Source organism: Kitasatospora humi (assembly GCF_020907985.1).
Lineage (GTDB): Bacteria > Actinomycetota > Actinomycetes > Streptomycetales > Streptomycetaceae > Kitasatospora > Kitasatospora humi.
The window spans coordinates 1-19,183 of sequence record NZ_JAJJPA010000045.1 but is presented as its reverse complement, the minus strand read 5'-3'; the positions used below and the strand labels follow the sequence as shown (position 1 = coordinate 19,183).

The 19,183-nt window shown below is 73.8% G+C and carries 15 protein-coding genes, 1 tRNA gene and 1 pseudogene; 11 read left to right on the top strand and 6 right to left on the bottom strand.

Features of this window, described 5'->3' with window-relative positions:
- Positions 1-2: 2 nt before the first annotated feature.
- On the bottom strand, positions 3-1,628 hold the full coding sequence (locus LN042_RS29415) for a mucoidy inhibitor MuiA family protein (RefSeq protein ID WP_230054472.1): 1,626 nt from the start codon (positions 1,626-1,628) through the stop codon (positions 3-5).
- A gap of 18 nt (positions 1,629-1,646) precedes the next feature.
- Positions 1,647-3,956, bottom strand: coding sequence for a DUF4139 domain-containing protein (locus tag LN042_RS29410; RefSeq protein WP_230054445.1), 2,310 nt, complete (start codon positions 3,954-3,956; stop codon positions 1,647-1,649).
- A gap of 143 nt (positions 3,957-4,099) precedes the next feature.
- Here LN042_RS29410 and LN042_RS29405 point away from each other — a divergent pair, with 143 nt between their 5' ends.
- From LN042_RS29405 to der, 3 genes are all read left to right on the top strand, one after another.
- The gene (locus tag LN042_RS29405; RefSeq protein ID WP_308191882.1) at positions 4,100-5,245 is read left to right on the top strand and encodes a prephenate dehydrogenase; all 1,146 of its coding nucleotides are present in this window, start codon (positions 4,100-4,102) and stop codon (positions 5,243-5,245) included.
- A 437-nt stretch (positions 5,246-5,682) separates the two neighbouring features.
- Positions 5,683-6,399: a (d)CMP kinase gene (gene cmk / locus LN042_RS29400; protein ID WP_230054443.1), complete on the top strand. Its 717-nt coding sequence runs from the start codon at positions 5,683-5,685 to the stop codon at positions 6,397-6,399.
- Between the two features lie 132 nt (positions 6,400-6,531).
- On the top strand, positions 6,532-7,977 hold the full coding sequence (gene der, locus LN042_RS29395) for a ribosome biogenesis GTPase Der (protein WP_230054442.1): 1,446 nt from the start codon (positions 6,532-6,534) through the stop codon (positions 7,975-7,977).
- Positions 7,978-8,105: 128 nt separating this feature from the next.
- Here der and LN042_RS29390 read toward each other — a convergent pair whose 3' ends face one another.
- From LN042_RS29390 to LN042_RS29380, 3 genes and pseudogenes are all read right to left on the bottom strand, one after another.
- On the bottom strand, positions 8,106-8,723 hold the full coding sequence (locus tag LN042_RS29390) for a hypothetical protein (protein WP_230054480.1): 618 nt from the start codon (positions 8,721-8,723) through the stop codon (positions 8,106-8,108).
- A gap of 268 nt (positions 8,724-8,991) precedes the next feature.
- Positions 8,992-9,768: a DUF8842 C-terminal domain-containing protein gene (locus tag LN042_RS38310; protein WP_504871038.1), complete on the bottom strand. Its 777-nt coding sequence runs from the start codon at positions 9,766-9,768 to the stop codon at positions 8,992-8,994.
- A 129-nt stretch (positions 9,769-9,897) separates the two neighbouring features.
- A pseudogene (locus LN042_RS29380) lies at positions 9,898-10,203 on the bottom strand (hypothetical protein); the annotation flags it as partial.
- 596 nt (positions 10,204-10,799) lie between these two features.
- On the opposite strand from LN042_RS29380, the gene LN042_RS29375 reads away from it, so the two are divergent.
- The 8 genes from LN042_RS29375 (at position 10,800) to LN042_RS29340 (ending at position 18,503) form a co-directional block, all read left to right on the top strand.
- Positions 10,800-11,531: a LysM peptidoglycan-binding domain-containing protein gene (locus LN042_RS29375; protein ID WP_230054441.1), complete on the top strand. Its 732-nt coding sequence runs from the start codon at positions 10,800-10,802 to the stop codon at positions 11,529-11,531.
- 944 nt (positions 11,532-12,475) lie between these two features.
- Positions 12,476-12,757: a transglycosylase family protein gene (locus tag LN042_RS37840; protein WP_308191881.1), complete on the top strand. Its 282-nt coding sequence runs from the start codon at positions 12,476-12,478 to the stop codon at positions 12,755-12,757.
- A gap of 125 nt (positions 12,758-12,882) precedes the next feature.
- On the top strand, positions 12,883-13,986 hold the full coding sequence (locus LN042_RS29365) for a ribokinase (protein ID WP_230054440.1): 1,104 nt from the start codon (positions 12,883-12,885) through the stop codon (positions 13,984-13,986).
- A complete protein-coding gene (locus LN042_RS29360; protein ID WP_230054439.1) occupies positions 13,983-14,723 on the top strand; it encodes an alpha-ketoglutarate-dependent dioxygenase AlkB family protein in 741 nt (246 codons plus the stop codon). The genes LN042_RS29365 and LN042_RS29360 overlap by 4 nt, the downstream gene beginning before the upstream one ends.
- A 132-nt stretch (positions 14,724-14,855) precedes the next feature.
- Positions 14,856-15,722: an acyl-CoA thioesterase gene (locus LN042_RS29355; RefSeq protein ID WP_230054438.1), complete on the top strand. Its 867-nt coding sequence runs from the start codon at positions 14,856-14,858 to the stop codon at positions 15,720-15,722.
- 419 nt (positions 15,723-16,141) lie between these two features.
- Positions 16,142-16,975, top strand: coding sequence for a DUF1684 domain-containing protein (locus LN042_RS29350; protein ID WP_230054437.1), 834 nt, complete (start codon positions 16,142-16,144; stop codon positions 16,973-16,975).
- Between the two features lie 53 nt (positions 16,976-17,028).
- Positions 17,029-18,312 (top strand): MFS transporter, encoded by a 1,284-nt coding sequence (locus LN042_RS29345; protein WP_230054436.1) that lies wholly within the window; start codon positions 17,029-17,031, stop codon positions 18,310-18,312.
- 117 nt (positions 18,313-18,429) lie between these two features.
- Positions 18,430-18,503: transfer RNA gene (locus tag LN042_RS29340), tRNA-Pro, on the top strand.
- A gap of 95 nt (positions 18,504-18,598) precedes the next feature.
- On the opposite strand, the gene LN042_RS29335 is transcribed toward LN042_RS29340, so the two are convergent.
- A partial coding sequence (locus LN042_RS29335; RefSeq protein WP_230054435.1) for a tyrosine-type recombinase/integrase occupies positions 18,599-19,183 on the bottom strand: 585 nt, incomplete at its 5' end.

Sequence of the window (19,183 nt, the reverse complement as noted above, 5' to 3'; positions counted from 1 at the left end):
CCCTACAGCCCCGTGACTCTGGTGGAAGCGGCCACCTCGTACACCAGCGTGACGGTCCGCCGGGCGTTCGGCCCCAGTGGCAGCCGCCAGCTCACGATGCCCTCCGCGTCCAGCTCCGCCGGGCGCGGATCACAACTCTGCTCGCGCAACCGCACCTCGACCGCCGACACCTCCGACACCGGAATCCGCTCCCGCACCGTCACCATCCCCCAGCCTTCGGCCGGGGGGACCCCCGTCTTGCCGGTGACCCCCGGTGCCGTCGGCCGGGAGACGTGCACCCGTACCGTGCGGACGACCGTGTTGCGCCGCCCCGCGACCGCCAGGCCCGCGCTGCCCTGCTCCTCGACCACCTCGCGCACCAGCCGGTACTCGTCCGATCCGGGGAACGCCACCTCGACCACCGCCCCCGGCGCCGTGTACGGCAGCTCGCCGCGGCCCAGGTAGCCGCTCTCGCGGACCAGCTCCACCGGCCCGGCCAGCAGCGGTCCACCGCTCTCGTTGCGCACCGACACCACCTCGCTGACCAGCGGTGACAGCTCCGGCGCGGCCACCAGCTCGGCCGTCGCCGGGGCCGTGAACGAGCCCAGTGGCACCCGGTGCGCCCGGCCGTCCCCGGGAACCGAGGCTGGCGCCGGCGCGGTGAGCACCCGGACCTCCCCGCGGTCGTCCACGCCGGGCAGCTCGGTGGTCGGCTCCGGGCCGGCCGCGCCCAGCGTGCCGATCTCCTCCTCCCGCACCTCCACGGCCACGGTGCGCCGCTCCTCGGCGGAGAGCGGTCGCAGCGTCAGCCGGTCCTCGTGCAGCACCGGCGGCTCGGCGGCCAGCGTGGAACGGGCAGTGGACAGGGTGAGCCGGACACCGGTCCAAGCCTCACCGGTGGCCTGCCAGACCACGGCGTCCGAGGCGAGCCGCAGCCGACCGCCGCCGAACACCGCCCGGTAGGCCGGCCGCCACAGCGCACAGGGCGTCAGGTGACGGACCGTCAACTCCGCTTCGGTGGCGGCCTCGGCCGCTGAGTGCACGGTCAGCTCCAGGAAGCAGTGCAGTTCGAGCGGCCGTGACTCGGTCTGCTCCAGCGCGGCCGCCACCTGGCGTTCCTGGGCGGTCAGTCGGGCCAGCCGGCTGAGCAATTGGCGTTGCCGCTCGGCCTGTTCGTCCTGCTCGGCACCCAGGCTGTCCAGCTCGGCCGCCCACAGGTCGGGCTGCGCCTCGCCAAGCCCCGTGCCCTCGGCGACCTCGCGCAGCAGCTCCTCGGACAGCTGGTCGAGCAGCGCCAGCCGGGCCGCCACCCGCTGCTGCTCGGCCGAGCCGGACCGGATCCCGGCCCGCAGCTCGTGCAGCCGCTTGCGCAGCGGGGAGTCGGCGTCGTCCGGTCCCACCGGGCTCGGCTCCCAGCTGCGCACCAGCCGGGCGTCCAGCACCTGGGCGTCCGGGCTGCTCAGCTCGGCGCGCACCGTGTGGTCGACGGCGAGCGGGGTGATCGGGCCGAGTCGCAGCCGGTGGGTGCCGGGGGCGAGCCGGAGGTGTGCGGTGCGCTCCAGATGGGCGCGGTCCTCCAGGCAGGTGACCGCGGTGACCGGGAGCGGGGTCGGGCTCGCCGGAGTCGGCGCCGGGCTGGGAAGCGTCATCGGGTCCTGCGTCACGGCTCAGCCGCTCCTTCGGTTGCCGCCGGTCAGCGAGCTGCCGGCCGGGAAGCGGATCTCGTATCCGCCGGTCAGCCGGGTGCGCTCACCCGGCGCCAGCTCGACCCGCCAGCGGCGGGTGCCGCGCGGGTGGTGCGGATCGTCCGAGGGCTGCCACGCCGGGTCGGCGGGCTGCTCGTCCACCCTGATGTCGCGCTCGGCAGTGACCGGGATCCGCTCCCGGACCTCCACCACCGCCGGCCGGGACAGGTGGTTGGCCAGCTCGATGTGGATCCGCTCGCTGACCACCGTGGTGCCGCCGCGCAACCCGGCCGTGGACTCCTGGGTCTCGGTGCGGCGGGTGGCCCGCAGGCTCTGCGCCACGCCCAGGCCGATCCGGCGGCGGGCGCCCGGGGCGAGCGTGGGCAGCGCGGTGGTCAGCAGGAAGTCGCCGTCCACCGTGACGTCCAGCGGGCCCGCCAGCAGGGCGTGCGCGGTGTCGTTACCGAGCAGCAGGGTGGCGTAGACGGCCGGGTCCACCGCGGGCACGCAGACGTACTCGGCGGTCAGCGACACCGGTAGCTCGGTCAGGTTGACCGTGTGCCAGGTGCCGTCCGAGGGCACCACGACCCGGGAGGCGGCGTCGTAGCGCTGGTCGAACGAGCCCGCCGACCGGCGCGGCGGCACGGTGTGCGGGGGCAGCGGCGGGATGGTGCGCTCCTGCGGGGCCGCCGCGGATCCGCCGGCGCCGGCGCCATCCGGCTGGAGCCGGCCGCGCCGGGACGGCGCGCTGTCCGGGCCGGCCAGCGTGAGGGCCGCGTAGTCGAGCAATTCGGCGGCCGGCACGGGCGGTGCGGGCGGTGCGGGCGGAGGCGGCGGAGGGGGAGGCGCGGGCGCCGCGCCGCCAGGGGCCGGTGCGGCCATCGCGCGCATCCGGTGCGGGCCGGGCGCGCCGGGGGCCTGCGGGACAGGGGCGCCGGGGGCCTGTGGGGCTTGCGGGACGGGCGCGCCGGGGGCGTGTGCGGCCTGGGGCAGGGGCGGCCCGGTGAGCGACGGCGGCGCGCCGTAGCCGCCGGGGGCCACGGGCGGGGGCGCGCCGTAGGCGACCGGGCTCGGCACGGGCGCCGGCGACGGAGCGGCACCGGCGGCGGTGTCCTCGGCCGCGATGTGCGGGGTGTGGCGGACGGCCGCGGCCGCCACCGCCACCGGCTCGTAGCGGCCCGGTGCCGGCGCCCGGTCGTAGTCCGCGAACAGTGCGTCCAGCCCGCGCGGCGGCTCCCGCCAGCCGGACGGTGCCGGGGCCGGCTGGCGGCGCCCGATCCGAAGCGACCGCAGCCGGGGCAGCTCGGCCGGGCGCAGCAGATCCGCCGTGGAGAGCGCCAGCCGCACCCCCGTCCAGTCCTCGCCGGTGCGCTGGGCGACGGCCGCCCGCAGCATCAGCGTGCCGACCGCCTCATCCTGACGGTGGCTCAGCTGGTAGGCGGGCACCCAACTCGCCCCAGGCACCCGGTACTCCACCTCGACGGTGACCGGGTCGGTGGGCCGGGGCAGGGCGGGATCGTCCGCTGCCAGGGTGACCAGCACCGCGGTGCCGGCCTCCACCGCGTGGCCCGGCCGGTCCCAGGAGGCCCGCTCCAGCTCGTCGACCAGCCGGGAGTGCTCCCGCTCGGCCCGCTCCAGCTCCTCGCGCACCTCTTCGGCGTCCTGTTGCAGCGCGGTCAACCGGCCGTCGACGAAGTCGGCCAGCGCGCGCAGCGCCGCCACCGGGGCCCGGCGCAGCTCGGCGGGCCGGTCGGTGGCCGGCTCGGGCGGGACCGCGCGCAGCTCCGCCGTCCGCGTCATCCGGGCATCCAGCAGCTCCGCGCGCAGCCGCAGCGCCGCCACCCGCTCGGCGGCCGCCGCGACCTTCTCCCAGCCTCCGGTCGGGAGGCTTCCCTCGGTCAGCTCGGTGGGCTCCGCCGCCCCGCTCGGCGCCGCCTCCAGCGACGGCCGCAGCTCGGTGATCCGCCAGCCCGCCGGTGCGGCCGCCAGCCGTGCCCGCACCGTGCCCGGCTCCAGCACCGCGGGCAGGCCGGTCAGCCGCAGCCGGACCGGCCCGGCGGCGGGCAGCGTCACGGCGGCCACCCGGGTGCAGAGCGCCCCCGAGGCGTGGACCACCACCGCGTCCAGCACCGTGGGCGTCCCGACCGCGGCATCGGCCGTGCGCGGGTCGGCCGAGCGCGGACCGGCCGACGGCGAGTCGGCTGACGGCGAGTCGGCCGGCGGGAAGCCTGCTGACGGCGAGTCGGTTGACGGGTGCTCAGCCGGTGGCGGGTCGGCTGCGGGGATCGGCACGGGAGCTTCGCTCCTTCACGTTGTGGGTCGTCGGTTCCACGGGGGTGCTCGGCCAGTCTGCCTTGTGCGGCTGACCGCTGTCCTGCGGGGCCGACCGCTGTCCTGGGCCTTGCGGTGGGGCTGGGGAAGCGGCTGCCGAGGCCGTGCGCGAGGATGGGGGGCGTCCGCCGTCCGTCCCCCGCAGTGCAGGAGCCTCAACCACCATGCGCACAGCCGCCGTCGTCGGTACCGGTCTGATCGGCACGTCCGCCGCGCTCGCGCTGACCGCCCGTGGAATAGCGGTCTATCTGGAGGACGCCGACCCGGACGCCGCCCACACCGCCGCCTCGCTCGGCGCGGGCACCACCGACGAGCCGTCGGAACCGGTGGACCTGGCGATCGTGGCGGTCCCGCCGGCGCTGGTAGGCGCCGTGCTCGCGGACTGCCAGCGGCGCGGCCTGGCCCGCAGCTACACCGACGTGGCCAGCGTGAAGGGCGGGCCCCGCGACGAGGCGGTCGCGCTGGGCTGCGACACCGCCCACTACATCGGCGGGCACCCGATGGCCGGCCGCGAGCGGTCCGGCCCGCTGGCCGCCCGGGCCGACCTCTTCGAGGGCCGCCCCTGGGTGCTCACCCCCACCGCCGACACCACCACCGAGACCCTCAACGCCGCGCTGGAGCTGGTCGCGCTCTGCGGTGCCATGCCGGTGGTGATGGAGGCGAGCGCGCACGACCGCGCGGTGGCGCTGGTCTCGCACGCACCCCAGCTGTTCTCCTCGCTGGTCGCCGCCCGGCTGGAGCACGCCGACGAGACCGCCGTCCGGCTGGCCGGCCAGGGCGTGCGGGACGTGACCCGGATCGCCGCCTCCGACCCGCGGATGTGGCTGGACATCCTCGCCGCCAACGCCGCCGTCGTCGCCGACGTCCTGGAGGAGCTGGCCGCCGACCTGAACACCGCCGTGAGCGCACTGCGCTCGCTGGCCGGCGACGACGAGAGCCGCAGGCGGGAGGGCACCGACGGGATCGAGAGCGTGATGCGCCGCGGCAACAACGGCCAGGCCCGGATCCCCGGCAAGCACGGCGCCCCGCCGACCCGCTACGAGACCGTGGTGGTGGCGATCGGCGACCAGCCGGGCGAGCTCGGGCGGCTGTTCCGCGAGGCGGCGCGGGCCGGTGTGAACATCGAGGACGTCGCGATCGACCACTCGGCCGGCCGACAGGTCGGCCTGGTGCAGCTCTCCATCGCGCCCTCGGCCACGCACCAGCTGGTCAGCAGCCTGGTGGAGCGCGGCTGGGACGTGCGGGACTGATCACGGACTGCCCCGGGGCCGCCCTGGGCTCTGCGGCTGCGCCGCCCCGGGCGGTGCCCGAGCTGCTCGGGGCGGCGCGGGGCCGCTCATGGGCCGCTGCGGGGCCGCCACGGGCTCTGCTTGAGCTGCTCCCTGCCGCGCTTGGGCTGCTCCGTGCCGTGCCTCATCGCCCCGTGCCGTGCTTGGGCCGCCCCGGGCCGTGCCTGGATCGCCCTGTGCCGCGCTGGGCCGCCCCGGGACGTGCCTGAGCTCTCCCGGGGCACTGCCCGTGCTGTCCCGAGGCACTGCCCGTGCTGTCCGGAGGCTGCCCTGAGCTGCGGCCGAGGCGCTCCCGGGCGGGCGGCCCCGAGGGGGCGCCCGGGCTGGCGGCCAAGGGAGTGGCCACGGTCGTCTAACCTTGAGGTATCTCCCCGGGTGTCAAGAAGAGAGGTTCCCCTGTGGACACTGCCGGCCGAGCGCACGTCCCGGTCGTCGTCGCCATCGACGGACCCTCCGGCTCCGGCAAGTCGACCGTCTCCCGTGCGGTCGCGGCCCGGCTGGGCCTCAGCTTCCTGGACACCGGCGCCATGTACCGGGCGATGACCTGGTGGATGCTGACCAACGGGGTCGACACCGCTGACGCCGAGGCCGTCGCGATCGCCTGCGGCAAGCCGGTGATCGTCTCCGGCACCGACGCCGACGGCCCCACTATCACGGTCGACGGCGTCGACGTCTCCGGCCCGATCCGCGGTCCCGAGGTGACCGCCCGGGTGAGTGCCGTCTCGGCGGTGCCGGCGGTGCGGACCCGGCTGGTCGAGCTGCAGCGCGACTGCGCCGAGCTCGCCCCGCGCGGGATCGTCGCCGAAGGCCGGGACATGGGCACCGTGGTCTTCCCGGACGCCACCGCGAAGGTCTTCCTGACCGCCTCCGCCGACGCCCGGGCCGAGCGCCGGGCCGCCGAGCTGCGGGCCAAGGGGGTGGACGAGGCGACGATCACCGCGATGGCCGCCGACCTGGTCCGCCGCGACACCGCCGACTCGTCCCGCACCACCTCGCCGCTGACCCGGGCCGAGGACGCCGTACTGGTCGACACCAGCCAGTTGACCCTCGACCAAGTGATCGACACCGTGGTCGAGTTGGTCGCCCAGCGGGCCGCCGGGGCGACCGCCGCTTAGCGGCCGGGGCGTCTCTCGTACCATTGGGTGTTTGACCCTGAGGTTTTTCGCGCTGCCCGGCGTCCATGCCCGGGCAGGTACGCACGGCCCGCGCCCGGTGACGGGGCGGACCGGGAAATGGAACAGACAGCAATGAGTAACGAGCACATCGCCGGTCACGGCGAGCTTGACGACGCCGAGTACGCAGAGTTCATGGCCCTCGCCGAGGGTGAGGGCTTCGAGGACGGCGAGCTCGACCTGGAGGCCGGCGCCCACCTGCCGCTGCCGGTGCTGGCCGTGGTGGGCCGCCCCAACGTCGGCAAGTCCACCCTGGTCAACCGGATCATCGGCCGCCGCGAGGCCGTGGTCGAGGACCGCCCGGGTGTCACCCGCGACCGCGTCCAGTACGAGGCCACCTGGAACGGCCGCCGCTTCAAGGTGGTCGACACCGGCGGCTGGGAGATCGACGTCCTCGGCATCGACGCCATGGTCGCCGCCCAGGCCGAACTCGGCATCGAGACCGCCGACGCCGTGCTCTTCGTGGTGGACGCCACGGTCGGTGCGACCGACACCGACGAGGCGCTGGTCAAGCTGATCCGCCGCTCCGGCAAGCCGGTGGTGCTCTGCGCCAACAAGGTCGACGGCCCGTCCACCGAAGCGGAGGCCGCCTACCTCTGGTCGCTCGGCCTCGGCGAGCCCTACCCCGTCTCCGCCCTGCACGGGCGCGGCTCCGGCGACCTGCTCGACGCCGTCCTCGCCGTGCTGCCCGAGGCGCCGCCGCAGACCTTCGGCACCGCCCTCGGCGGCCCGCGCCGGGTCGCGCTGATCGGCCGGCCCAACGTCGGCAAGTCCAGCCTGCTCAACAAGGTGGCCGGCGAGGAGCGCGTGGTCGTCAACGAGCTGGCCGGCACCACCCGCGACCCGGTCGACGAGCTGATCGAACTGGGCGGCAAGACCTGGAAGTTCGTCGACACCGCCGGTATCCGCCGTCGGGTGCACCTGACCGCCGGCGCCGACTTCTACGCCTCGCTGCGCACCTCCGCCGCCCTGGAGAAGGCCGAGGTCGCCGTCGTCCTGATCGACGCCAGCGAGCCGCTCGCCGAGCAGGACACCCGGATCATCTCCATGGCCGTCGAAGCCGGCCGCGCCGTGGTGATCGCCTACAACAAGTGGGACCAGCTGGACGAGGAACGCCGCTACTACCTGGAGCGGGAGATCGAGCAGGACCTCGTCCAGGTCCAGTGGGCTCCCCGGGTCAACGTCTCGGCCAAGACCGGTCGGCACATGGAGAAGCTGGTCCCCGCCATCGAGACCGCGCTCGCCGGCTGGGAGACCCGCATCCCGACCGCCAAGCTGAACGCCTTCCTCGGTGAGCTGGTCGCCGCCCACCCGCACCCGATCCGGGGCGGCAAGCAGCCGCGCATCCTGTTCGGCACCCAGGCCGGCACCAAGCCGCCGCGGTTCGTGCTCTTCGCCTCCGGCTTCCTGGAGGCCGGCTACCGGCGCTTCATCGAGCGCCGGCTGCGCGAGGAGTTCGGCTTCGAGGGCACGCCGATCTCGATCTCGGTGCGGGTGCGGGAGAAGCGCAAGAAGAAGTAGGCCCGCACCCAGGCAGAGCTTGGGTTCTGGGCTGCGGGAAGGAGTGGGCCCGGCGACTGGGGAGAGTCGCCGGGCCCACTCCGTTTGTGCGGCGGGACCCTCGGGGGCGGGCGCACGGCCCGGCGGGGTCAGCTGCGGCCAGGGGGGAGGGAGAGCAGGGTGCTGCGGTGCCGGCCCGGGGTGGCGACCGCCGCCGGTGCGAGGTAGCCGGCCGCCACCCAGCCCTGGCCGCTGGTGGGTTGGGCCTCGGAGGGGCTCTGGTGCTGGCCCTGGTGATTCTGGTGCGATTGCTGGCCCTGGTGGCTCTGGTGCGTTTGGTGGCCCTGGTGGTTCTGGTGGTTCTGGTGTGCGGTCGGGTGGGATGGGGTTGCTGAGGGGGACGAGTGCGACGGGTGCGACGGATGTGCCGACGCTTGGGGCTGGTACGGCTGCGGTGACGGGGAGTTCGGCGCCGCGGAGGGCTGCTGGACCGGTACGAACTGCGGTGCGCCGGGCAGTTGGCCGGCGAAGCCCGGGAACCCCTGGTGCTGAGCCAGGCCGGCGTACTGCTCGGCGGCGCCCGACGGTGAGTGGGCGGCGCGGGACTCGTACGTGCGGCTCGCGAAGCCGGTGAAGCGCAGCTCCTCCTCGCCCGAGCGGTCGCCGGGCAGCGCGCGGAAGAGCCGGCGGTACTCGGAGTAGAGCTCGTCGTAGATCGGAGTCGGTGCGGGGGCCACCGGATGCTCCCCGTCGTACGACGGCCTCATCGCCGGGATGCTCCGGAGCGCGGTGGTGTGGCGGAGGGCTGAGGTGACGTCGTGGCTGTACACGTAGGGCCCAACGAGCGAGTCGAGTCGGGGATGCGGGTCCGTCGCCGGGCATCGGCGCCGGGGCGCGCGTCACGCGCCCCGGGGTGCGGACCCGGGGCGCGCGGCGCGCTGGGGGCGGACGGGGTGCCGGCGGCGCTTCAACGCTCCATGCGGAGCGCCTACTTGATGCCCTCGCCGGTCACCTGTGCGCCGGGTCGGCTGAGGGTCAGGTGCCGGCCAGCGGGAGGGTGGCGGCGACCAGCAGCCCGCGGACCGCGGCCCGGTCCAGCGCGGTGCGCAGCAGGTCCTCGCGGGGCTGCCGGCCGATGGTGCCGGCCGGCGCCGCGTACATGATCACAGTGGACTGGCTGTTGGCCGCGTTGCGCCAGGCCTCGGTGACCACCAGCGGGGCGTGCGCCTGCCACCAGGCGCTGGTGCCCGCCGCCGAGGGCTGCAGGATCGAGTGCAGCCGCCCCATCGCGAACAGCACCGACCAGCCGTCCAGCCGCGCCGGCGGCTCGTTGACCTCAGTGATCCGGTGGAAGCCGTTGTCCAGCAGCAGCGGCAGGAACTCGTCGGTGCCGCTGGTGCTGCCGGGACGCCCGACCGGCCCGGTGGGTTCGACCACGATGGCGGCGTGGCCGGTGTCGCCGCAGAGCACCAGGCCGCAGGTGACGCCGAGCACGGCGGGCTCGCCCGGGGTGGGCACCCGGGCGGCCGACTCGGGTGTCGGTGTCCCGGGTGGATAGGGCGAACCGGCCGGCGCGGTGGCCGCGCCGGCCGGTCGGGGCACGTCGCCCAGGGGGGCGGCCAGGGGGGCGGTCAAGGGGTCGACCAGCGGGGCGGTCGGCGGATCGCCGAGTGGGGCCGTCAGCGGGTCGGCGAAGGACGGGGTGTGCATGCCCCTCAGCGAGTCGGGTCGCGGGTCGGTGAGGCGGGTGGCGAACGGGTCCATCGGTGGCGGGCTCAGCGGATCGGCCGGCGGGCTCGTCGGGTTGGCCATCATCGGGTTCGCCGCGCCGGCCGTCGCCTGGTTCGCCTGGTTCGCCGGGTCGGTGGCCGGCGGGTTCGTCCGGCCGGCAGCCAGCGGGTTCGCCGGGTCGGCCATCGGTGCGGTCAGCGGATCCGTCGCCCTCCCGGGTGGCGGGGGAGTGCCGCCCTGGGTCTGGCTGATGCTGCGCACGGCGCCGATCAGCTGCGCCTCCGAGACCGGGACCACTTGCGAGGGGATGCAGCGCGCGTGGGCGAAGGCCAGCACCGCCGTCTCCTCACCCACGAAGAGCACGGTGCTGGTCGGCTCGGTGAGGCTGTCGCCAGGGGTGCGACATGACGTGCAGTCGTAGGTGTCGGGCGCGTGGGCCCCGCCCAGCAGGCGGTCGGCCTCGTCATCGCCGATCTCGGCGCGGACCTCATCGCTGACATCGAGCAATCGCGGCAACAGGACTCCTAGATCAGTCGGCTGGGCGGTACGGACGCCCCGGCGCGGCGCGGGCGGGCCCGGCCGCCATTACCAACGGAACGGTGTGTTCGGAGTCACGGGTTGGGCTGTCGAGTGTCGGAATTTGGCACTGAAGCGACTGCTTACGGTCTACGAATGACTACGTTGTGTTGACAATGTGCGCGAGGTCACAGGTTTTGAGAAGTGACCGATGCCACGTGAGAAAGAGGTTTGAGCCTCGCAAACTTAGACAAAACAGACAGGTGACCTTGGAAAGCTCTGATCGTTACCTCGAGTAACACCCGCCTGACCTGGTCGAACCCTGAACGGGTCATGAATTTGTTGATTCCGTGCTGGCGGCCCACCTAGCTTTCTCCCCGGTGCAACGAGCACCACCCGGGTTCACCCCCAGCGCACCCGCAGTCGGGTGCCCGCCGAACGGCCACTCGTACAGGCCGGCCGGTGTGTGGCGGAGTGGCCGGGGCGGCACGTACGTCGGACACGTACCAGGCCGCCCGCAGGTCGTGACACAGCGCAACGGGCTCCTCACCGGGCCTGGTTCCGCATGCCCGCCCGGGGCTGTCGAGAGGGAATCCATGTCTTTCCGTAACGAGCACGCCGCTGCCACCACCGCCGACGCCGCCCACAAGAAGCGCAACTGGGCCCGGCTGGCTGTCCTGGGTGGCGCTGTCGCCGCCCTTCCGGTGGCGGGCCTCGTCACGGCCACCACGGCCTCCGCCGCTTCCACCACCACCTGGAACGCCGTCGCCCAGTGCGAGAGCAGCGGCAACTGGAGCATCAACACCGGCAACGGCTTCTACGGGGGCCTGCAGTTCACCTCCTCCACCTGGGCGGCGTACGGCGGCACCCAGTACGCCTCGCAGGCCAACCTGGCCACCCCCGCGCAGCAGATCGCGATCGCCGAGAAGGTGCTCGCCGACCAGGGCCCCGGCGCCTGGCCGGTCTGCTCCGTCAAGGCGGGCCTGACCGCCGGCGGTGCCCCCGCGCAGGTCGACACCTCCACCCCGGCCGCCGCTCCCAAGAGCGCCCCGGCTCCGGCCGCTCCGGTGCAGCAGGCTCCGGTCAAGCAGAACAGCGCCCCGGCCCCGAAGCCCGCGAAGCCGGCCGCTCCCGAGTCGGACAACGGCCACCACGGCCACAAGGCCGCCTCGGACAACGGCGGCAGCTACACCGTCAAGAGCGGCGACACCCTGAGCGCCATCGCCGCCGCCCACGGCACCGACTGGCACACCCTGTACCAGAAGAACCTCTCGGTCATCGGTGCCAACCCGAACATGATCTACCCCGGCCAGGTCCTGTCCTTCTGAGTCGGAGCCACTGGTTCCTGAGCTGGAATCAGCTGGACCTGAACTGGTCTCGCTGGTCCTGAGCCGGATTCAGCCGGGTTCCATGAGGACTTCGTTGGGTTCTGTAGTCGGATCCCGCCCAGTTCCGAGCCGGAACTGATCGGGTTCTGATGATGCGTCGGACCGCCGCTCCCGTTCGTCGGGGGCGGCGTTTCGACGTTCTGGCAACACTCGGCGTGTCGAGGTGCGGGTGCGCCTAACGGAGGAGTAAAAGACGCTCCTGGCTCGCGGGGTCGTGGTGCGGCGGTGAGAGTCGGAGGGTGCGCTATCGAACACGCGTAGTCACCGGTCTCTGTCTCTGCCTCTGCAGTGTCGGGGCGGCCGGCCTCACGGGCCCCGCCTCCGCCCAGCGGGCGGCTTCCGCTGAGCACGCCCCGCGGCCGGCCCCGCCATCGGCGCCGGCCGGGCGCGGGGTGGCCCACGAGGCGCCGGGCGCGGGGGAGTCCCCCGTCCGGTGGTCGCAGCGGATATCCCCGAGGCCGGGGCTGACCGGCCGACCCGGCCCGAGGGTTGAGCGCCCTGCCGCTTCGCGAGGTGCGACCGCGAGTGCGGGTGCGACCACCGGTGGCGGGTCGTCCGCTGGTCCGTCGGCCGGCTCGAACACTGGTGATCCGTCGGCCGGCTCGGTCACCGGCTCGCCACCCGGCTCCGCTGCTGGGCCGGCCGCTCCCCCGGGGGCCGGCGTGCCGGTGCCGGGAACCACGAGTGCGCCCACCCCCGCGGCCGCGAGCCCCTCCGCCACCGCGGCAACCGGAGGGCCTGCGCAGGAATCCGCCGGCCCGCCCACCCCGGAGACGGCGAGCCCCTCGGCGTCCAGGTCCGCCCACCGGCCCGCCCGGGACGTCACGCGCCAGCCGGCTCCGGAGCCCTCGGACCGGCCCGCGCCCGGGCCCACCGAGAAGCCCGTGACCGGGGAGACGAATCCACCCGCGCCGGGTGCGGATGCCGTCTGGGACCGGCTGGCCGCGTGTGAGAGCGGCGGCGACTGGCGCGCCGCCACCGGCAACGGCTACTACGGCGGGTTGCAGATCCTGCCCCGGACCTGGCAATCGGCGGGCGGGCTCCGCTACGCGACGCGGCCCGACCTGGCCACCCGGCAACAGCAGATCGAGGTGGCCCAGGAGATCCGCAACCGCCAGGGATGGCGCGCGTGGGGCGGCTGCGCCCACGACCTGGGACTGCGGTGACGCTGGTCTTGGTGAGCTGGGCTGCGGTGACGCTGTGTTGGTGAGCTGGGGTGCGGTGGCGCCGTCTCGGGGAGCTGGGGCTGCGGTGGCCCGCCGGCCTCGGTCGTGCGGGCGACAATGAGGGCGTGGCCGATGTCGTGGATCGTGCAGTCGTGGTGGTGGGGAGCGTCAACCTCGATCAGGTGATCGAGGTCGGGGCGCTGCCGAGGCCGGGGGAGACCGTGCGGGGCGGGCCGGTGCTGCGCCTCGGCGGGGGCAAGGGGGCGAACCAGGCGGTGGCCGCGGCTCGCCTCGGCGCCTCGGTGACGCTCGTCGGCGCGGTCGGCACCGACGCGGACAGCGCCCGGCTACGGGAGGAGTTGGCCGCCGAGGGGGTGGACGTCGACCGGCTGGCCTCTGTGCCAGGCCCGCCCGGGCAGGCGATCGTGCTCGTCGACGCGGCGGCCGAGAACTGCATCGTGGTCTCGCCCGGGGCCAACGCCGCCGTCGGACCGGCCGAGGTGATGGCGGCCCGCGAACCCCTCGCCCGGGCGGCCGTGGTGCTGGCGCAGTTGGAGATCGGACTGCCCGCCGTGCTGACCGCTGCCAGGCTGTCCCGAGGAACGTTCATCCTCAACCCTGCCCCTGCCCCGGATGGCGACGGGCTCTCGGAGGAGCTGTGGGGCCTGATCGATGTCCTGGTGCCGAACCGGACCGAACTGGCCAGCTTGAGTTCGAGGACCGAATCCGCAGCTTCGAGGGCGGAATCCGCAACTTCCAAGGAATCCGCAGCTTCGACGGTCGACCTCGCGGTTTCGGCAACCGGATCCGCCGGTGCGCCGACCGGATCCGCCGAACGGGCGACCGGACCCGCGGGCACGCCGACCGGACCCACCGAACGGGTGACCGGACCCGGCGGCGCGCCGACCGGATCCGCCCTTGCCGAGTTGGTGCGCCAGGCGGCAGCCCTGCCCTGCGACCGGGTGGTGGTCACCCTCGGCGCCGCCGGCGCCCTGGTCCGCGAAGGTTCGGCCATCGAACTGATCCCGGCGCCGACCACGCAGGCCGTGGACACCACCGGCGCCGGGGACACCTTCTGCGGCGCTCTCGCGGTGGCGCTCGCCGAGGGCCGGTCCCTGGTGGCAGCGGCGAGGTTCGCAGCGCGCGCCGCCGCACTCAGCGTCACCCGGACCGGCGCGCGCACCGCCATGCCGACCCGTGCGGCCCTCGACACCGCGGACCGGCCGTGACCGGCGAACTGTTCCCGCGCCCGAGCCGCGAGCTCGCCCCCGGAGCGGTGCTGGTGCCGGACTGGCTCGACCTGACGCGGCAACGGGAACTCGTCGCCGCCTGCCGCGAGTGGGCGAGGCCGCCGGCCGGACTTCGGCGGGTGCGGCTGCCCGGCGGCGCCGAGATGTCGGTCCGCCAGGTCTGCCTCGGCTGGCACTGGGCCGTGGTCCCGCGCTGCCCGACCTGCGGTGTCGCACGCAAGGCCGCCGGGGGTTGCCCACGGCACTGGTTCCCGTACGCCTACCTGCGCACCGTGGCCGACGGTGACGGAGCGCCGGTCAAGCCGTTCCCCGCGTCGCTCGGCGCGCTGGCCCGGCGCGCCGTGGCCGCGGCGTACGGGCCCCGGGCGACCGGGATCCCCGGAGCCGTCGACTACGCGCCGGACGTCGCCCTGGTCAACCACTACGGTGAGGGTGCCCGCATGGGCCTGCACCAGGACCTGGAAGAGCGCACCGACGCTCCCGTGGTCTCGCTCTCGCTCGGGGACAGCTGCGTCTTCCGCCTCGGCAACAGCAGTACCCGCAAGCGGCCGTGGACCGATGTGGAACTGCGCGGCGGTGACCTGCTGGTCTTCGGCGGTCCCGCCCGCTACGCCTACCACGGCGTGCTGCGCACCCTCCCGGGCACCGCCGACCCGGCCCTGGGGCTGGCCGGCAGACTGAACATCACCGTGCGATGCACCGGGTTGGCGGATTGACAGCCCCGGCCGCCAATGGCGAGACGCGGCCCGCCTGGCGGGCGGGAATTCCGCGGTGCCTCATGGACTTCTGAAAGTAGGCAACGGTGCGACGCGGGCCTCACCAGCGTCCCCGTGCGGAGAGGAAGCGCCATGGGAACGCCTGTTGATCACCTGGTCGATCTGCTGGACCTGGAGCAGATCGAACTCAACATCTTCCGCGGGCGCAGCCCCGAGGAGTCGTTGCAGCGCACCTTCGGAGGGCAGGTGGCCGGTCAGGCACTGGTCGCCGCCGGCCGCACGGTGTCGGACGGGCGACCGGTCCACTCGCTGCACGCTTACTTCATGCGCCCCGGCGTGCCCGGCGCGCCGATCGTCTACCAAGTCGACCGGATCCGGGACGGCCGTTCGTTCACCACCCGCCGGGTGCTCGGCATCCAGCAGGGCCGCAGCATCTTCGCGCTGACCGCGGACTTCCACCGCCCCGAGCCCGGCGGCATCGAGCACCAGGTGCCGATGCCGGACGTTGCCCCGCCCGAGGAACTGCCGAGCGCCTTGGACGAGGTCGGCGACCGCCTCGGCGAGGTACCGCCCTTCATCAGCCGCCGCCAGCCGTTCGACATCCGATATGTCGAGCGGCTTCGCTGGACGCCTGACGAGCTGGCCGACGTCAAGGCGCGCAGTGGCGTCTGGCTCCGCACCAACGGTGCCCTGCCCGACGACCCGCTGATCCACGTCTGCGCCCTCACCTATGCCAGCGACATGACGCTGCTGGATTCGGTGCGGGTCCCCGTGGAGCCGCTCTGGGGCCAGCGGAACTTCGACATGGCCTCGCTCGACCATGCGATGTGGTTCCACCGCCCTTTCCGCGCCGACGAGTGGCTGCTCTACCAGCAGGAGTCGCCGATCGCGCACGGTGGCCGCGGCCTGGCACGCGGCGAGATCTTCGACCGCAACGGCCGGCTGGTGGTCTCGGTGGTGCAGGAGGGCCTGTTCCGGCCGCTGGTCGACCAGAGCTGAGCAGGCCCCACCCTGGCGGGTGAACGTGCGGCGCGGATGCCGCCCCCTCGGCGCCCAGTGCTGTCCGGCTTCCGGGGATTCGTCCACAATCGCGTAGCGGGAGCCGCCCGCATCCAATAACCGCCCACGCCGCCCGTACCGCCGGTACCGCCCGTGTCACCCACACCCCCCACACGACCCACACCAAGCCACGCCACCCCCACACCGCCCACACTGCCCGCCCCGCCCAACCCCCACACCGCCCAACCCGCCCACACCGCCCACACCGCCCAACCCGTCCACGCCACCCCCCCATACCGCCCGCGCCGGCCGCACGCCGAAGAGCCGACCCCGTCGAGGAAGCCGATTGCATCCAGAAAACCGTCCAGCTTGAGGCACCGTCCGTGTCGAGGAGACGTCGAGGAGAGGAGAGTCAGCCGATGACCACCGATGCCGAGGAGTGGCAGCACTGGACCGAGGCCCGTGCCGCCGGCGTCAGCGCCCCACACGGTGTGCTCGCACTGACCGGCACCTATTGGCTGACGGCCGAGCCGGGCGCGATCCCGGGGCTTCCGGGGCAGTGGTCGGTGACCCCCGAAGGGGTGCGGGTGGTGGCCGCCGTCGCGGACGGCCTCCGGGTCGGCGATGCGGTGCTGGACGGCGCCGCGGTGCTGCCCCCCGACACCCACCCGAGGGCCGGCACCGCCCATCACGGTGACCGGCTGCTGGTGCCGATCGAGCGGGATGGCGAGCTCGGCCTCCGGATCTTCGACCCCGAGGCCGAGAACCGGACCACCTTCGCGGGCATCGCGGTCTTCCCGTACGCCCCCGAGTGGTCGGTCCCCGCCGTCTTCACCCCCTACGAGAGCGGCGACCGCGCGCTGTCCGTCCCCCACGTGGACGGACGGGACCGCCCGATGCCCGTGGCCGGGCAGATCGCCTTCCAACTGGGCGGTGAGCACTACAGCTTGACGGTCAGTCGGGCGGGCAGCAAGGGCACCGAGCTCACCGCTGTGATCGCCGACGCCAGCAGCGGCGAGGACACCTACCGGTTCCGCTTCATCATGCTGCCCGAGCCGGACCGCGAAGGTCGCACGGTGCTCGACCTGAACCGCGCCTTCCTGCCGCCCTGCGCCTTCTCCGATCACTTCATGTGTCCGTTCCCGCCGCCGGGCAATCGGTTGCCGATCCCGGTCCGCGCCGGCGAGAAGTCGGTCCTGCGGGGCGGTCCCACGCACAGTCGAGACGGCATCGAGCTGGAGATCGCGGACTGAAACCCGCACCCCGATTGCTCCAGGGTGGGTCGCTCGGGCGACGATAGGTCGCTGTGTCGACCAATCATCCAACCAATGCCACCCTGGAGCCCGCGCCCGCACCGCCGCGCCGCCGGGTTCTCGCCGACCTGACCCCGCTGCGTTCCAGCCCCGACTACCGGCGGGTCTGGTTCGGCCAGTCGGTCTCCTCGATCGGCCAGCAGATGACGGCCGTCGCGGTCGCCGTCCAGGTCTACGCACTCACCGGCTCGGCCTTCGCCACCGGCGTGGTGGGCCTCTGCTCGCTGATCCCCCTGGTGGGCTTCGGCCTCTACGGCGGGGCCGTCGCCGACCGGGTCGACCGGCGCAAACTCGGCCTGATCGGCTCGGCGGGACTCGCCGCCGTCTCCGCCGTGCTGTCCGCCCAGGCGCTGCTGGGTCTGCACCAGGTCGGCGTGCTCTATGCCGCCGTGGCCCTGCAGGGCGGATTCTTCGCCATCTCCAGCCCGGCCCGGTCCGCGATGATCCCCCGCCTGCTGCCGCCGGAGCAGCTGCCCGCCGCCAACGCGCTCAACACGGTCAGCATGAACCTCGGCATGACGGTCGGACCGATGCTCGGCGGCCTGTTGATCGCCTCCTACGGTGCCCAGGCCGCCTACCTGGTCGACACCCTCGCCTTCGCCGCCGTGATCTACGCGATGTGGCGGCTCCCCGCGCTCCACCCCACCGGAACCCCCGGGGCCCGCGCCTCGGTCCTGGAGGGCCTGCGCTTCCTGCGCGAGCAGCCCAACCTGCGCACCAGCTTCCTGGCCGACCTCGCTGCGATGATCTTCGGCCTGCCCCGCTCGCTCTTCCCCGCCCTGGCCGCCTCCAGCTACGGCGGTCACGCCGGCACCGTCGGCCTGCTGGTCGCCGCCCCCGCCATCGGTGCCCTCAGCGGCGCCCTGTTCTCCGGCTGGATCTCCCACATCCACCGCCACGGCCTAGCCGTCCTGGCTGCCGTAGCCGCCTGGGGCCTGTCGATCGCCGGCTTCGGCCTGACCGGCGGCCACCTCTGGCTCGGCTTGCTACTGCTCGCCGTCGCGGGCTGCGCGGACACCGTGAGCATGATCTTCCGCAACACCATGATGCAGGTGGCCGCTCCCGACGAGATGCGCGGCCGCCTCCAGGGCATCTTCATCGTCGTGGTCGCCGGTGGCCCCCGCCTGGGCGACTTCGAGTCCGGCACCGTCGCCGCCCTGACCACGCCGGTCATCTCCGTGATCACCGGCGGCCTGGCCTGCGTCGCCTGCGTCCTCCTCCTCGCCGCCCGCCGCCCCGCCTTCCTCCGCTACGACGCCCGCCACCCCACCCCCTGACTGACCTGCGCCCATGCCTGGCAGCGAGCACCCCCCGCCGTGCTGTATTGTTTTCCACGTCGCCGAGAGATCGGCGCAAAGGTCGCAAAGCTGATCACTCGATCAGCGGCGAGACCACGGGACGTGGCGCAGCTTGGTAGCGCACTTGACTGGGGGTCAAGGGGTCGCAGGTTCAAATCCTGTCGTCCCGACTTGCAAAACTGCAGGTCGTAGGCCGTTTCCGCTTCTGGCGGGAGCGGCCTTTCTGGCGTTTGGTCAGCTGGTGGTCGCATGGTGGTCGCACCGGTCACAGCGGAATGGGTGCGTGAGCTGGGCGTTCGTGGCGGGTTCGGCGTTGGCGGCCGGTGAGGTGGTCGCGGAACTGGGCGAGCAGATTCCGTGGCCGGTCGGCTCGTTGGGTTGCGTGGAGGGCGAGTTCGGCGCTGTCGAGGAGTCGGGCGATGGCGTCGACGGCTTCGCGTGCTGCTTGGCGGGTGAGGTGGCTGTAGATGTTCGCGGTGGTCGACAGGGTGCGGTGGCGCAGGGTCTTGGAGACGATCACGAAGGGGACGCCGCCGTCGAGGGCGAGGGTGGTGGCGAGGTGGCGCAGGTCGTGGACGGCGATGCGGGGGACGCCGGCCTCTTCGCACAGTTGGTGGAAGTGGTCGAGGACCTGCTTCGGTTTGAGTGGTCGGCCGTGGTGGTGGAAGACGTAGCCGTGGGCGGGGATTACGAGGCCGAGGAAGTGGTGGTCGGCGAGGTCTTCGAGGGCGCGGCGGGCGCGGTCGTTGATGGCGATCCAGCTGAGGCTGCTCTGTGTCTTGGGGGTGGTCAGGATGTAGCGGTTGTCGACGGCGGAGAGGGTGTAGCGGACGAACAGCACGCCTTGGTC